Origin of the sequence: Vibrio campbellii CAIM 519 = NBRC 15631 = ATCC 25920 (genome assembly GCF_002163755.1) — a bacterium.
GTDB classification, from domain to species: domain Bacteria; phylum Pseudomonadota; class Gammaproteobacteria; order Enterobacterales; family Vibrionaceae; genus Vibrio; species Vibrio campbellii.
In genome coordinates this window covers 1,798,772-1,811,939 of sequence record NZ_CP015863.1, presented here as the reverse complement: position 1 = coordinate 1,811,939, position 13,168 = coordinate 1,798,772, and the positions used below count along the sequence as shown (strand labels likewise).

Annotated in this window: 10 protein-coding genes; 4 read left to right on the top strand and 6 right to left on the bottom strand. The window is 46.2% G+C overall.

Going from position 1 to position 13,168, the window contains the following annotated elements; genetic code table 11:
* Positions 1–39: 39 nt before the first annotated feature.
* Entirely contained in the window at positions 40–1,488 is a 1,449-nt protein-coding gene (gene gnd / locus A8140_RS08445) for a decarboxylating NADP(+)-dependent phosphogluconate dehydrogenase (protein ID WP_005531010.1), read from the top strand.
* A 363-nt stretch (positions 1,489–1,851) separates the two neighbouring features.
* A complete protein-coding gene (locus A8140_RS25360) occupies positions 1,852–1,989 on the top strand; it encodes a hypothetical protein (RefSeq protein WP_005531008.1) in 138 nt (45 codons plus the stop codon).
* A 63-nt stretch (positions 1,990–2,052) separates the two neighbouring features.
* Here A8140_RS25360 and A8140_RS08440 read toward each other — a convergent pair whose 3' ends face one another.
* Positions 2,053–3,816 carry a sigma-54-dependent Fis family transcriptional regulator gene (locus tag A8140_RS08440; RefSeq protein ID WP_005531007.1) on the bottom strand — a complete coding sequence of 588 codons (1,764 nt, stop codon included), beginning with the start codon at positions 3,814–3,816 and terminating at the stop codon, positions 2,053–2,055.
* 248 nt (positions 3,817–4,064) lie between these two features.
* On the opposite strand from A8140_RS08440, the gene exaC reads away from it, so the two are divergent.
* Together exaC and A8140_RS08430 are read left to right on the top strand one after the other, a co-directional pair.
* Positions 4,065–5,585, top strand: a complete 1,521-nt coding sequence (gene exaC / locus A8140_RS08435) for an acetaldehyde dehydrogenase ExaC (protein ID WP_005531006.1) — start codon at positions 4,065–4,067, stop codon at positions 5,583–5,585.
* Between the two features lie 224 nt (positions 5,586–5,809).
* On the top strand, positions 5,810–6,781 hold the full coding sequence (locus A8140_RS08430; RefSeq protein WP_005531005.1) for a TAXI family TRAP transporter solute-binding subunit: 972 nt from the start codon (positions 5,810–5,812) through the stop codon (positions 6,779–6,781).
* Positions 6,782–6,853: 72 nt separating this feature from the next.
* Here the strand turns inward: A8140_RS08430 and A8140_RS08425 are convergent, their stop codons facing one another.
* The 5 genes from A8140_RS08425 to A8140_RS08405 form a co-directional block, all read right to left on the bottom strand.
* Positions 6,854–8,590: a methyl-accepting chemotaxis protein gene (locus tag A8140_RS08425; protein WP_005531003.1), complete on the bottom strand. Its 1,737-nt coding sequence runs from the start codon at positions 8,588–8,590 to the stop codon at positions 6,854–6,856.
* Between the two features lie 165 nt (positions 8,591–8,755).
* Positions 8,756–9,526 (bottom strand): sulfite exporter TauE/SafE family protein, encoded by a 771-nt coding sequence (locus A8140_RS08420; RefSeq protein ID WP_005531001.1) that lies wholly within the window; start codon positions 9,524–9,526, stop codon positions 8,756–8,758.
* Between the two features lie 155 nt (positions 9,527–9,681).
* Positions 9,682–11,208 carry a tripartite tricarboxylate transporter permease gene (locus A8140_RS08415; RefSeq protein ID WP_005530998.1) on the bottom strand — a complete coding sequence of 509 codons (1,527 nt, stop codon included), beginning with the start codon at positions 11,206–11,208 and terminating at the stop codon, positions 9,682–9,684.
* Between the two features lie 20 nt (positions 11,209–11,228).
* Entirely contained in the window at positions 11,229–11,723 is a 495-nt protein-coding gene (locus A8140_RS08410; RefSeq protein ID WP_005530996.1) for a tripartite tricarboxylate transporter TctB family protein, read from the bottom strand.
* 224 nt (positions 11,724–11,947) lie between these two features.
* A complete protein-coding gene (locus A8140_RS08405; RefSeq protein ID WP_005530994.1) occupies positions 11,948–12,922 on the bottom strand; it encodes a tripartite tricarboxylate transporter substrate binding protein in 975 nt (324 codons plus the stop codon).
* Between the last annotated feature and the right edge of the window lie 246 nt (positions 12,923–13,168).

The window sequence follows — 13,168 nt, the reverse complement described above, 5'->3', positions numbered from 1 at the left end:
ACGGCCGTTGGTCGAATAAAAGACAATTGGAGAGAAACAATGAAAGGTGATATCGGTGTAATCGGCCTTGCTGTAATGGGTCAAAACCTTATCCTTAACATGAACGACCACGGCTTTAAAGTAGTGGCTCACAACCGTACTGCTGCAAAAGTAGACGAGTTCCTGGAAGGTCCAGCGAAAGGCACAAACATCATCGGTGCATACTCTCTAGAAGAACTAGTAGAGAAGCTAGAAACGCCACGTAAAGTGATGCTTATGGTTCGTGCAGGTGACGTTGTTGACACGTTCATCGACAACCTAATCCCGCTTCTAGACGAAGGCGACATCATCATTGACGGTGGTAACACTAACTACCCAGACACAAACCGTCGCGTAGCACACTGCCGTGAGAAAGGCATTCACTTCATCGGTACTGGTGTATCTGGTGGTGAAGAAGGTGCACGTTTTGGTCCTTCAATCATGCCTGGCGGCGCGGCTGAAGCTTGGGAAGCGGTTAAGCCAATCTTCCAAGGTATCTCTGCAAAAACTGACGCTGGCGAGCCATGTTGTGACTGGGTTGGTAACGACGGTGCTGGTCACTTCGTTAAGATGGTGCACAACGGCATCGAATACGGTGACATGCAGCTTATCACTGAAGCTTACCAATTCATGAAAGACGGTCTTGGTATGTCTGCTGACGAGATGCAAGCAGTATTCGCTGATTGGAACAAGACTGAGCTAGACAGCTACCTTGTTGAAATCACGGCTGACATCCTTGGCTACAAAGATGAAGACGGCGAGCCTCTAGTTGAGAAGATCCTAGACACAGCAGGCCAAAAAGGTACTGGTAAGTGGACAGGTATCAACGCACTAGACCTAGGTATTCCTCTAACGCTTATCTCTGAGTCTGTGTTCTCTCGTTGCCTATCTGCACTGAAAGATCAACGTGTTGAAGCGGAATCTCTATTCGGCAAGACAATCACTCCAGTTGAAGGCGACAAGCAAGAGTGGGTTGATGCACTGCGTCAAGCGCTACTAGCTTCTAAGATCATCTCTTACGCTCAAGGCTTCATGCTAATGCGCGAAGCATCGAACGAAAACGGTTGGGACCTAAACTACGGTAACGTAGCACTAATGTGGCGTGGTGGTTGTATCATCCGTTCTGCGTTCCTAGGCAACATCCGTGATGCGTACGAAGCAAACCCAGATATCGCATTCCTAGGTTCTGATGAGTACTTCAAAAACATCCTGCAAGGCAGCCTAGCAGCATGGCGTAAAGTAGCAGCGAAATCTCTAGAGTCTGGTATCCCAATGCCATGTACGATTTCTGCGCTATCTTTCCTAGACGGTTACACAACAGCTCGTCTACCAGCAAACCTGCTTCAAGCTCAACGTGACTACTTCGGTGCTCACACTTACGAGCGTACGGATCGTCCACGTGGTGAATTTTTCCACACAAACTGGACTGGTACAGGCGGCGACACAGCGTCTACAACTTACGACGTTTAATCCGCAGTCAGTAAACGGATAAAAGCAAAAGGATGCCCAAGTGGCATCCTTTTTTCATTCTTACTCTATAGAAACTCAAAGAGCGCTTAAGCGCTCTTTTCTTTTTTGTGACATAGGGTTAGCTCAAAGTAAGAGCTTTACCAATACCGATATCAAATCTAAGATTGCGTAAAAAGGTGATAAAGAGTGCTAAGTAAGCCTTTGAACTCCCACTATAATTAGGTTGCATTTGGAGGATGTTTGATGGTCGAACATCCTCTATTTTTTGAAACCTACAACAAGGAACCGGCATAAGTCGTTTTTGCTGGTGTTGTTTACATTTACCAAGAAGGTGATTTAACACTATTAATTGAGGCTCTTAAGATGACTCTTAACAAGTACTTTGTTTTCATTCCGACTGATATGGACCAGGAAACGCATAAGGAACAGAAAGTGAATTCAGAAACGGAAACTCAACGTCAGGCATTAGTAAAACAGGCGCAGCAAGAAGGCGGACTGTAAGGCTAGGTTTCAAAATAAGAAGAGCGCCTCAAGAGGTGCTCTTTTTTTATCTATCACATTTCATTATTTTAGCATTCCAAGGCTCTTGAGTTTGCGATAAATGGTATTGCGGCTCAGACCCAGCATGCGTGAGGTTTTACTGATGTTGCCTTGGTTTGCTTGGTAGGTTTTCACCAGCTTATCTTCCACAGTTGTACGCATGTCTCTGGTTTTTGACGTATCCACTTGTTCGATAACGCTTGCTTGGCTCAGCTTTTTGGCAAGATGGTTAGGTACGTGGCTAAGCTCGAGTTGCGCTTCTCCTTGCGCCATCAAGGCTGATACTTTTATTAAGCTGTCGAGCTCCCGCAGATTCCCCGGCCAACCATAGCCCAACATTAATGACAGTAGGTGAGGGCAAATGCTTTGTTCAGACTCGGCGTGACGACGATGAATGTTCTCAATCAGCGCTTGTTTGTCGCTACGCTCTTGGAAACGAGGCAATTCGACGATGAGTCCGTTTAGGCGGTAATAAAGATCCTGACGAAATTCACCTTGTTCGACTAATCGCTCTAAGTCTTTGTGTGTTGCAGCGATGATTTGTGTATCCACTTGAATGGTCTGGTTTGAGCCGACAGGCAACACGGTTTTGTCTTGGAGCACATGCAGCAGTCGGCTTTGCGCTTCTAATGGTAAGTCTGCGATTTCATCTAAGAACAAGATGCCTTTGTGTGCTTGACGGATCTTACCTTGGTAGCCTTTGTTGTTTGCTCCGGTGAAGGCACCTGCGACATAACCAAACAGTTCCGATTCGACCAAGTCTTTTGGCAGCGCGCCGCAGTTCACGGACACCAAGGGTCCGTTTTTTCTCTGACTGTTTTTGTGCAGAGCTTTAACGAACTCATTTTTACCTACGCCTGTTTCGCCAAGGATCAATAAGCTAATGTCTTTGTCGATTACGCGATTGGCTTGCTGCCAGCAGTGCTCGACGGTGGTATCGCCGTAATGCAGGTCATTCGAGGCAGAAATGGCACGAGATGATGCTTTTCGCTCCGATAGTGGCTGGGTTTTAAAGACTAAAGATTGATTATTAGAAGAACTGTCGAGTATTGAGGCGAGTTGCTGTCCAACAACGTTAGTTTGATCCAGCAGTTGTGAGGCAACTTGGTTATGAGCCAGAATCTGACCCTCTTCATTGGCGATGATGATGCCTTGCCAACCGCTATTCAGTAGACCTTGCTCACAGGCTAAATCCACTCGAATGTGGCCTTGAGGGATTTGGTTGAGCAGTTGGTTCTCCACTTGCTGAACCATGTTTTGCACTAAGACTTGCGTGGAAAAATCATGCTTCTTTTGTTCACTGGTGATGTCGAGAACCCCAATCAAGTTACCCAAATGATCAAAGATAGGGCTTGCCGAGCAACTGATGAAACGGTGATGTTGTATGAAGTGTTGGTCACCAATCACAGAGACGGGCTTTGCTTCCACTAATGCAGTACCAATGGCATTCGTACCTTTGAGCTTTTCTTGCCAGCATGCGCCAGAGCTGAGTGCAATCTCAGTCAACTTTTCGCGGAATTTGGGTTGTCCCCAACTTCCAATGATTACGCCTTCTGCATCGGTCAGTATTAATCGACTGTCGCTGTGCGTAAACAACTGGTTAAACAGAGGCAGAGCGAATTGTTTTACCTTATCGATCAAGAAATTGAGCTGGTGGCGTCTGTCTTCAAGAAACGCGGAAGTTACACGAATATCGTCTGGCCGACGTCGTTGTTTTAAACCGGCTTGCTCACTTCTATCCCATGAAGTGGAAAGCCAATTGCTGTTGGTAGTGTGTTGAAGTTCCATGACTGTACCATTTTGTCACAGTGAGGGTGTGCCATTTTGGAACACTTGAACATTGGTGTTCACACCATACATCCGCCCAAACGCCACTCACTTGGTTTGTTATCGCTTGGTAATCATAGTTTTACATTTAATTAACAACAAGACGCGCGTTGTTGGCATGTGATTTGAGTAATGAAGTGAACAACACAATTGAGTTGAACACTCGGTTGTTTAAAACAAAAAACTGAACGAGAACAAAAGGAAGAGTTATGATTTATGCACAGCCAGGTAGTGAAAATGCCATCATTAATTTTAAATCGCATTACGACAACTACATCGGTGGCGAATGGGTAAAACCAACGGGTGGTGAATACTTTGACAATACATCGCCAATCAATGGCCAAGCGTATTGTAAGGTGGCTCGTTCTGGAGAAGCAGACATCAATCTTGCAATTGATGCTGCACATGGCGTAAGAGCGCAATGGGCGAAAACTAGTGTGACTGAACGCTCGAACATTCTACTCAAGATTGCAGATCGCATTGAACAACATCTTGAAGAGCTGGCTGTGGCAGAAACATGGGAAAACGGCAAACCCGTTCGTGAAACGCTAGCCGCAGACTTGCCTTTGGTCGTCGACCACTTCCGCTATTTCGCAGGTTGTATCCGTGCTCAAGAAGGCAGTGCGGCAGAGTTAGATGTGCATACCGCAAGTTATCACTTCCCTGAGCCGATTGGGGTAGTTGGGCAGATCATCCCTTGGAACTTCCCAATGTTGATGGCGGCTTGGAAGTTGGCTCCAGCATTGGCTGCGGGCTGTTGTGTCGTGCTAAAACCTGCCGAGCAAACGCCTACTTCGATTCTCGTTCTGATGGAAAAAATTGGTGATCTTCTGCCTGCTGGCGTGGTGAACGTAGTCAATGGCTTTGGCTCAGAAGCAGGGCAAGCACTGGCGACCAGTAACCGAATCGCTAAGTTAGCGTTTACGGGGTCAACTGAAGTGGGCAACCACATCCTAAAATGCGCAGCAGAGAGCCTTATCCCATCGACGGTTGAGCTTGGTGGTAAGTCTCCAAATATCTACTTCCCAGATGTATTTGATCATGAAGACGAATACTTAGATAAGTGTATTGAAGGTACTTTACTTGCGTTCTTCAACCAAGGAGAAGTGTGCACCTGTCCATCACGTGTGTTAGTGCATGAGTCTGTTTACGACAAGTTTATCGCTAAAGTTGCGGAGCGCGCGCAAACAATCAAGCAGGGTAACCCACTCGATACCGATACTCAGGTTGGCGCTCAAGCCTCGCAAGAGCAGTTCGATAAGATCCTGAGTTACCTAGAAATCGGTCGTCAAGAAGGCGCGAAAGTCGTGTTTGGTGGCGATGTAGCGAAACAAGAAAACGACTTGGAGCAGGGCTACTACATTCAACCGACTTTGTTACAAGGTCACAACAAGATGCGCGTATTCCAAGAAGAGATCTTTGGCCCGGTCATCGCAGTGACCACCTTTAAAGATGAAGCAGAAGCACTAGCGATTGCCAATGACACCGAATATGGCTTGGGTGCAGGTGTGTGGACGCGAGACCAAAACCTTGCTTATCGCATGGGGCGAAACATCGAAGCAGGGCGCATTTGGATTAACTGCTATCACGCTTACCCAGCACACGCTGCGTTTGGTGGTTACAAGAAATCAGGTATCGGCCGTGAAACCCATAAGATGATGCTCGATCACTACCAGAATACGAAAAACCTACTCATTAGCTACGACGTCAATCCGCTAGGCTTCTTCTAAATAAATCGCCTTTTAAGGCAACAAGAAAAGCAGTGATGAACAAAGCCTCGAACTCTTCGAGGCTTTACTTTTTGTGGTGGGGTAAAGGAGCATTCATATTTCTTACTGATCAATGCCTTCTAGCCTCGGACTCTTCTTCTCAGGATGTGATCTCGGACGTTATCAACTTGTTAACGGTTGCTATACTTATTTGGCCATAAACAAAGGAAAAATAAGGACGTTCAATGTTAAAGCTCAAGCAAATTGCTGTCGCGGCTTCTCTGGCTGCACTAAGTACAAGTTTTTCAGTTTCTGCTAAAGATACGTTCGTGACCATTGGTACGGGCGGTGTAACTGGTGTGTATTACCCAACGGGTGGTGCAATTTGTCGTTTGGTAAATAAGTCTCGTGCTGACCATAACATTCGTTGTTCGGTAGAAAGTACTGGTGGTTCTATCTACAACATCAATACTATTCGCGCAGGTGAGCTAGACCTTGGTATCGCTCAGTCAGACTGGCAGTACCATGCTTACAACGGTACGAGTAAGTTCGAAGATAAAGGACCATTCAAAGAGCTTCGTGCTGTGTTCTCCGTTCACCCAGAACCGTTCACCGTTGTGGCTCGTAAAGATGCAAACATTAAATCGTTTGATGATTTGAAAGGTAAACGCGTTAACATCGGTAACCCTGGCTCTGGCCAACGCGGTACGATGGAAGTACTAATGAAAGAGTACGGCTGGACGAATGATGACTTCAAATTGGTGTCTGAGCTGAAAGCATCCGAACAGTCTAAAGCGTTATGTGATAACAAGATAGATGCGATGATCTACACAGTGGGTCACCCAAGTGGTGCGATTAAAGAAGCAACCACATCGTGTGACAGCAACATCGTGACTGTTGCAGGTAAGCAAGTAGATAAACTTGTTGCAGACAATAGCTTCTACCGCATTGCAAATGTACCGGGTGGTATGTACCGCGGTTCTGAAAACGATGTACAAACCTTTGGTGTGGGTGCAACGTTTGTTTCTTCAACGGCAGTGCCTGATGAAGTGGTTTACAACGTCGTGAAAGCGGTATTCGAAAACTTTGACGACTTCCGCCGTCTACACCCAGCATTTGCAAACTTGAAGAAAGAAGAAATGGTGAAAGATGGTCTATCTGCGCCGCTTCACCCAGGTGCTGAGAAGTACTACAAAGAAGTGGGCTTGATTAAGTAACCAACCCGTCGCTACGTCAATAAAAATCGCCATCGTATATCACGATGGCGTTTTTTTTGCCATTCGTCAGTGCTATTGCACTTTAAACCGCGAAACTACATCCCCCAGACCAGTAGAGGTTGCTTTTAGTTCGTCGCTGACTGATGTTGTTTGCGAGGCGTTATCGTTGAGCTTACGAATGATCTCTTGAATCGCGCTCATGTTACGGCTGACTTCTTGAGTCACTTGACGCTGCTCTTGAGCAGATGTCGCCATCAAAGTGTTCAAGTCGTTAATCTCTACCACAGAATCTGTCACTACGTTTAAAGAGTTCATTACTTGATTCGTTCGATCTGCGGTTTGTTGACAACTTGAACGCGTTGAGTCCATTTCGTTGACCACATTATCAGTCGTCGCCTTCAATTTCGCTAACATCTCATTGATTTGAGAGGTGCTTTGCTGTGTACGAGCGGCGAGGGCACGCACTTCATCCGCTACGACTGCAAAACCTCGTCCTTGTTCACCTGCACGTGCTGCTTCAATCGCCGCATTCAATGCCAATAGGTTGGTTTGCTCAGCAATATCTCCAATGACTTGTAGCACTGAGCTAATTTGTTTGGTGTCTTCGTTCATTGTGCTGATCGTATTGGACATGGAAGCAACCTGCGTGACCATGTCACTAACACTCTGAACAGCGTTACCCACGGTGCGCTTTGATTCTTCCGCATAACGGTTGGTGCGATCGGTCAGCTTGGCAGCATCATCGGCACCGCTTGCAATAGATTCTGCTGTCGCACTCATTTCTTCAATTGCCGTGATCGCTTGTTCGGTTTCAATGGTATGCTGTTTTAGGGTACGACTGTTGTTATTTGATTGGTTTGCGAGTTCGCCAACGGCATGGTCGATGTGGCTTGAAGAATGAGATACCTCGACAAACATTTTTTGCAATTGAGCAATGAACTGGTCGATAGAATTGGAAATTGCACCGATTTCATCTTTGGTATCGATGTTCAAACGTTGAGTTAAATCGCCGTTACCATCAGATAGATCACCTACAAGATGCTTCAAACGCTCAAGTGGTTTGAAGGTGTAGTGCAGCAGAACCACGCTACCCAAGACAATCGCGATGCCTGCAATAGATAGCGCCAGAGTAATCATCCAGTTCAACGTATCAGTGTTTGCTTGGATACTGTCTTGGTCAATGTAACCAATTAATTGCCATTGATTTCCACCAAACGCTATGTTCCGCTCCACAGGGATGAGGTTTGAGCCTTGGTTATTGCTGTAAATGGTTTGACCATCTGCCCTTAGTTCTGCATAACTGCCTTCCGCTGCCAGTGAGTTAATTAGCACACCTAATGCGCTTAAATCGTAAGTAAAGAAGTCAACAGACTCATCAAAACGCTTAATCGAAAAGGTAATGTAAGGGATGTTATCTTCTAGTGAGATTGGGCTGATTGTTAGCTTCTCATTTTGAGTCTCTGCTGCTTCAATAAAGTACTGTGCGCCATCCTCACTCATGTTGCCGGTATCATCAAACGCATAGCCATTAACAATTTTTACGATCTTAGTGAAACCAGATGTCTCTTTAGTTTCGGCAATGTCCATCATGCTGAAGTTGAGATTGGTGGCTTGAGCGGCTTTGTTGTTGAGTTCGGCTTCGAGTTTGTTACGAGTAATGTCGATGAGGTGAGTGATGTTCTTTGTGTCTGATTGGTGAATATAAGAGCTAATGAAGTGGTTAACGCTAAAGTAAGAAATAAGGGTGGTTGTGGTGATGATCGCGACGATCAGCAACACCAGTTTATTCTTAAACGAAAGGTGAGCCATTGTACCTATGCATCCTTGTATGGTGACGTATCAAAAAGATGCCGCAATCCGGCGGCAAGCGAAATAACGTTTTTTGTTGAAATGCTCAATAATAAGATAGTTGTGATGCAAATGTAAAACACTTGATATGCTTACGTGATGAATTCTATCACTTAAAAGCCCAGTTTAAGCGTAAACATCAATAAAGAAGTAAATGGTAATCGCGATAGAGGAGAGGGCGACAAAGCCTTTTACGTGGCTGGGATTCAATTGGCGAGATACACGCGCTGCCAAGTAGCCGCCGACTAAAGTACCAACCATAACAACGCTGCCTTTGGTCCAATCGATTGAACCGTTAGCAACAAAAATCACGATGGCAATCAGGGAAACACAGGTCGAAACCAGCAGCTTAAGCCCGTTCATTAAGTTGATGTCTTGGTGTCCTGCAACCACTAAATAACTCAACACGATCACGCCTAGTCCCGCGTTAAAGAAACCACCGTAAGCAGAGACGCCAACCAAAAGCAGGCTCAAAGCAATTACGCCTAAAATGCCAGCGTGTTTGGTCTCTTTGGTCAGAGACTTAATCAACGCAGTCATGCGTGAGCCGGTTAAAAAGAGTAAGGTTGCGAATAACAGTAGCCATGGAATCGCTTCAAGAAAAACAGATTCTGGCGTATTCAGCAGAAGGTAAGCACCGACAGCGCCACCAATCAAACTGAAAGAGATTGTGAAAGCCAGTTCTTGCTTGTTCTTCATGATTTCTTCGCGAAAGCCGATTGCACCACTGATGTAACCTGCGCAAGAAGCATAAGTATTCGTCGCGTTCGCCATGATGGGAGGCACGCCAACCGCCATCAAGGCAGGGAAGGTTATGAAGCTACCACCACCGGCGACGGAGTTCATGATTCCACCCACGACGCCTGCAGCAAACAAGAGAGCAAATTCCAGCAGCATAAAAAGTCCTTTTTTTTCTTATAGTTTTTGTTTCTGAACGGTTAACACTACGCAACTCACCCAAAGAAATAAAGTAGCGATTAGTCCAAGAAAAAAGCCACCGCATAGGGTGGCTTGGTTTCAAAGGTCTATTTTGAGGGAGAGATAGAATGTGCTTATTGCTCAACTTTCACTGGTTGCGCTTTAAGCTTTTGAAAGAGTTTTACAAACAGTGGAATGCCAAGTACCAATACTGCAAGCACTGTGAATGTCAGTGTGATTGGGCGTTCCCACAGGAAGCTCAGTTCTCCGTCGGAAATCATCAATGCTCGGCGTAGGTTCTCTTCCATTAATCCACCAAGGATAAAGCCAAGTAACAGCGGTGCGAGAGGGAAGTTTGCCAGCCGTAGTGCGATGGCAGCCATTGCCACAAGTAACATCACAAACACGTCCATGGTGTTGAAAGAAACCAGATACACACCCGTAATGGAGAAGAACAGAATCATTGGCAACAACACGGTTCTTGGCACGGCCAGTAGCTTTGAGATGTATGGGATCAACGGCAGGTTAAGAATCACCAACACAATATTGCCGAAGTACATGGAGATAATCACCGACCAGAACACATCTGGGTGTTCCACAAACAGGCGAGGGCCCGGTTGAATACCGTATGCGATTAACGCACCTAGCATGATTGCGGTTGTACCAGAGCCTGGAATACCAAGGGTTAAAAGAGGAACGAAAGAACCACTTGATGCCGCGTTGTTCGCTGACTCCGGAGCCACCAAACCTCGGATGCAGCCTTTACCAAACTGTTCTTTTTTATCCTTTGGAGCTAGGTTACGTTCCATGCCGTAACTTAAGAAGGCGGCGATGGTTGCACCTGCGCCCGGAAGCACACCAGTAAAGAAGCCAAGGATTGAAGAGCGAATAGAAACCGGTGCTACTTCTTTGATTTCTTCCCTGGTGACTTTCATCGAGCCAATGTTGCTCAGCTTATCTTGTTCTTCATCACGCGTATCCTCAGAAGGCTTCAAAATGCCCATCAACGTTTCACCAAGCGCAAAGGTCGCCATCGCCAACAATAGGAAGCTGAAACCATCCATCAAATCAGTAAGGCCAAAGGTGAAGCGTTCAACACCGACGCCTTTATCAATACCGACGGTAGATAACATCAAGCCCAGAATGGTCATCATCCATGCTTTGATCACTTGTCCTTTGCCAGCGAACGCAGCTACTGCGGATAAGCCAAGAAGCATTAGCGCAAAGTAGTCAGAAGATTGGAAGCTTAACGAGACGTTAGCCAGTGCTGGCGCCGCTACAAGCAGCATGATTGCTGAAAGCGTACCACCAGTGAAAGAAGAGTAAGCCGCCAGTGCTAGTGCTTTACCTGCTTGGCCTTTCTGTGCCATTGGGTAGCCATCAAACGCAGTGACTACGGTTGAAGAACAACCCGGCGCGTTGATAAGAATAGAAGAGGTTGAACCACCAAATACCGCACCATAGTAAACACCTGCCATCAGAATCAGACCCGACGACGGATCCAAACCATAGGTTGTAGGGATCATCAGAGCGATGGCAGAAATAGGGCCAAGCCCCGGTAGCATGCCGATAAACGTACCAACAAAACAGCCAACAATCACCATCATGATGTTCATTGGCATCACGGCGGTGGATAAACCTTGCAGAATTCCATCTAACATAATTCAGTCCTTTCTTTTGACTACCAGATGGTGAAAATCAGACCAGGCTCAAGGTAGATATCCAGACCTTGAGTGAGCAACAAGTAAAACGCGATAACGAACGGGAATGAGGCTCCAAACAACACCGACTTACGTCGTTCGCCAAGAAGGTAAAAGCCCGCAATCAGGAAGAATCCTGTCGCTAATACAAAGCCGATGTAAGTCAAACCCAGACCATAAAGCGCCATCAAAACTAAAAAGGCGATAAGCAATTTCCAGTTGAATGACATTACAGCGCCGCTTTGTTTATCGGGCTGACCAGTGACCAATAGCATAAGCGCTAAACCAATCCCGACGTAGGTCAGAATGGTCGGTAAGGTGCGAGCCGTGAAGGGTTCGTATTCATCCCCCGGAAAGAGAGGGATTTGCGTAGTTTGGTAGCCATAGCATAGGCAAAACAACAAAAAGATCATCGCGCCGACACGATCGCGGCACAGTAAATTCTCTTTGGTAAAAATATTGGTTGAATGAGACATATCCAACTCCTAGAGCAAGAGGAAAAGACCGTATATGGGCGTTAATGAGGAAGGGTCAAGTCATTAACAATTAAGCGTCTCGCTGCTAGTCGAAGTGCTTAGAACCAATAAACAAAGGAGTTTTTACTTGTCGATCATCGACAATGCCCATATACGGTGAAATTAGAGTGCAAATACAACTGGGGTAGGTATATAGCTAACCCCATAAACTCGGATGGGAGTTATTACTTCTTAAGGAAACCTAATTCGCGCATTAGATCGCCCATTTGCTGCTCTTGCTCTTCTAGGAACGCGAAGAACTCTTTATCCGCTTTGTAGTTGTCAATCCAACCATTTCGGTCACGAACAACTTGCCATTCGTCCGTTTTGTACATTTTGGTCAGAGCTGCGTTCCATTCGTCGAGCTTGGCTTGGCTTGTGCCAGGAGCGGCAAAGAAACCACGCCAGTTCGCGAACACAGTCTCATTGCCATATTCTTTGAGGGTAGGGATGTTTGGCGCAGCGTCCAGACGTTTTGGTGCCGTAATCGCCAGTACTTTTACCTGACCAGATTTCGACATCTCTAGCACTTCGCCAAGACCGGTTGAAAGCAATTGTGTTTCGCCAGATAGAAGTGCTGCCATTGCTTTACCGCCGGCATCGTACGCGATGTAGCGAACTTTACGTGCGTCAAAACCTTCGCCTTTAAATGCAGCTGCTACGACAAGGTGATCCATCGAGCCACGAGCAGAACCGCCTGCGATTTTGACTTTACGTGGGTTAGATTCGAAATCTTTGACCACATCTTCCCATGTGTTGTACTTCGAATCCGCGGAGGTCACGATAGCGCCGTAATCAGCAATCGTTGCGGCTACAGGCGTGAGATCTCGGAAAGATTGCGGGAAGATACCCGTCAGTGAACGAACAACGATTGGGGTGGAGTTGACCATCAACGTGTCAGGTTGGCGTTCAGCGGTTTCGATGAGGTGCGCAATGGCTTTACCACCACCGCCACCAGAGAGGTTTTGGAAAGAGACATTTTCAACGATGTCGGATTTAACCAGCACATCACCTGTACCACGAGCCGTCATATCCCAACCGCCACCAGCACCACCTGGGATTAGGAAGTGGAGTTTTTCAACATCAGCAGCAAAAGCGTGGAAAGAAAATGAGGCTGCAATGATGGATGCGGCGAGCGTTGGTTTGAGTACCTTTAACATGTTTCACGTTCCTTATGTTGGTGACTCACTTGTTTTGAAGAGTCTTATTATTTGTTCTCCTAGCGAGGTCGGGTGACTCGCTAGTGATGAGTCAAAGGTTAATAAGGTGTTAACGTGATGTCTCTAATGCGTAGATAAAGAGAATATTGAGCATAAACGACGTTTTGTTCATAAAGTTCATAAAAAAGGGAACCAAGGCTGGATTTAATAAAAGACTAGATTGGTCACATCAATTGGGCGCCTTAA

What these genes read in the sequence shown, in the direction of transcription:
- gnd (WP_005531010.1), top strand. Translation starts at nt 40, where the DNA reads ATGAAAGGTGATATCGGTGTAATCGGCCTTGCTGTAATGGGTCAAAAC.
- A8140_RS25360 (WP_005531008.1), top strand. Translation starts at nt 1,852, where the DNA reads ATGACTCTTAACAAGTACTTTGTTTTCATTCCGACTGATATGGACCAG.
- A8140_RS08440 (WP_005531007.1), bottom strand. Translation starts at nt 3,816, where the DNA reads ATGGAACTTCAACACACTACCAACAGCAATTGGCTTTCCACTTCATGG.
- exaC (WP_005531006.1), top strand. Translation starts at nt 4,065, where the DNA reads ATGATTTATGCACAGCCAGGTAGTGAAAATGCCATCATTAATTTTAAA.
- A8140_RS08430 (WP_005531005.1), top strand. Translation starts at nt 5,810, where the DNA reads ATGTTAAAGCTCAAGCAAATTGCTGTCGCGGCTTCTCTGGCTGCACTA.
- A8140_RS08425 (WP_005531003.1), bottom strand. Translation starts at nt 8,590, where the DNA reads ATGGCTCACCTTTCGTTTAAGAATAAACTGGTGTTGCTGATCGTCGCG.
- A8140_RS08420 (WP_005531001.1), bottom strand. Translation starts at nt 9,526, where the DNA reads ATGCTGCTGGAATTTGCTCTCTTGTTTGCTGCAGGCGTCGTGGGTGGA.
- A8140_RS08415 (WP_005530998.1), bottom strand. Translation starts at nt 11,208, where the DNA reads ATGTTAGATGGAATTCTGCAAGGTTTATCCACCGCCGTGATGCCAATG.
- A8140_RS08410 (WP_005530996.1), bottom strand. Translation starts at nt 11,723, where the DNA reads ATGTCTCATTCAACCAATATTTTTACCAAAGAGAATTTACTGTGCCGC.
- A8140_RS08405 (WP_005530994.1), bottom strand. Translation starts at nt 12,922, where the DNA reads ATGTTAAAGGTACTCAAACCAACGCTCGCCGCATCCATCATTGCAGCC.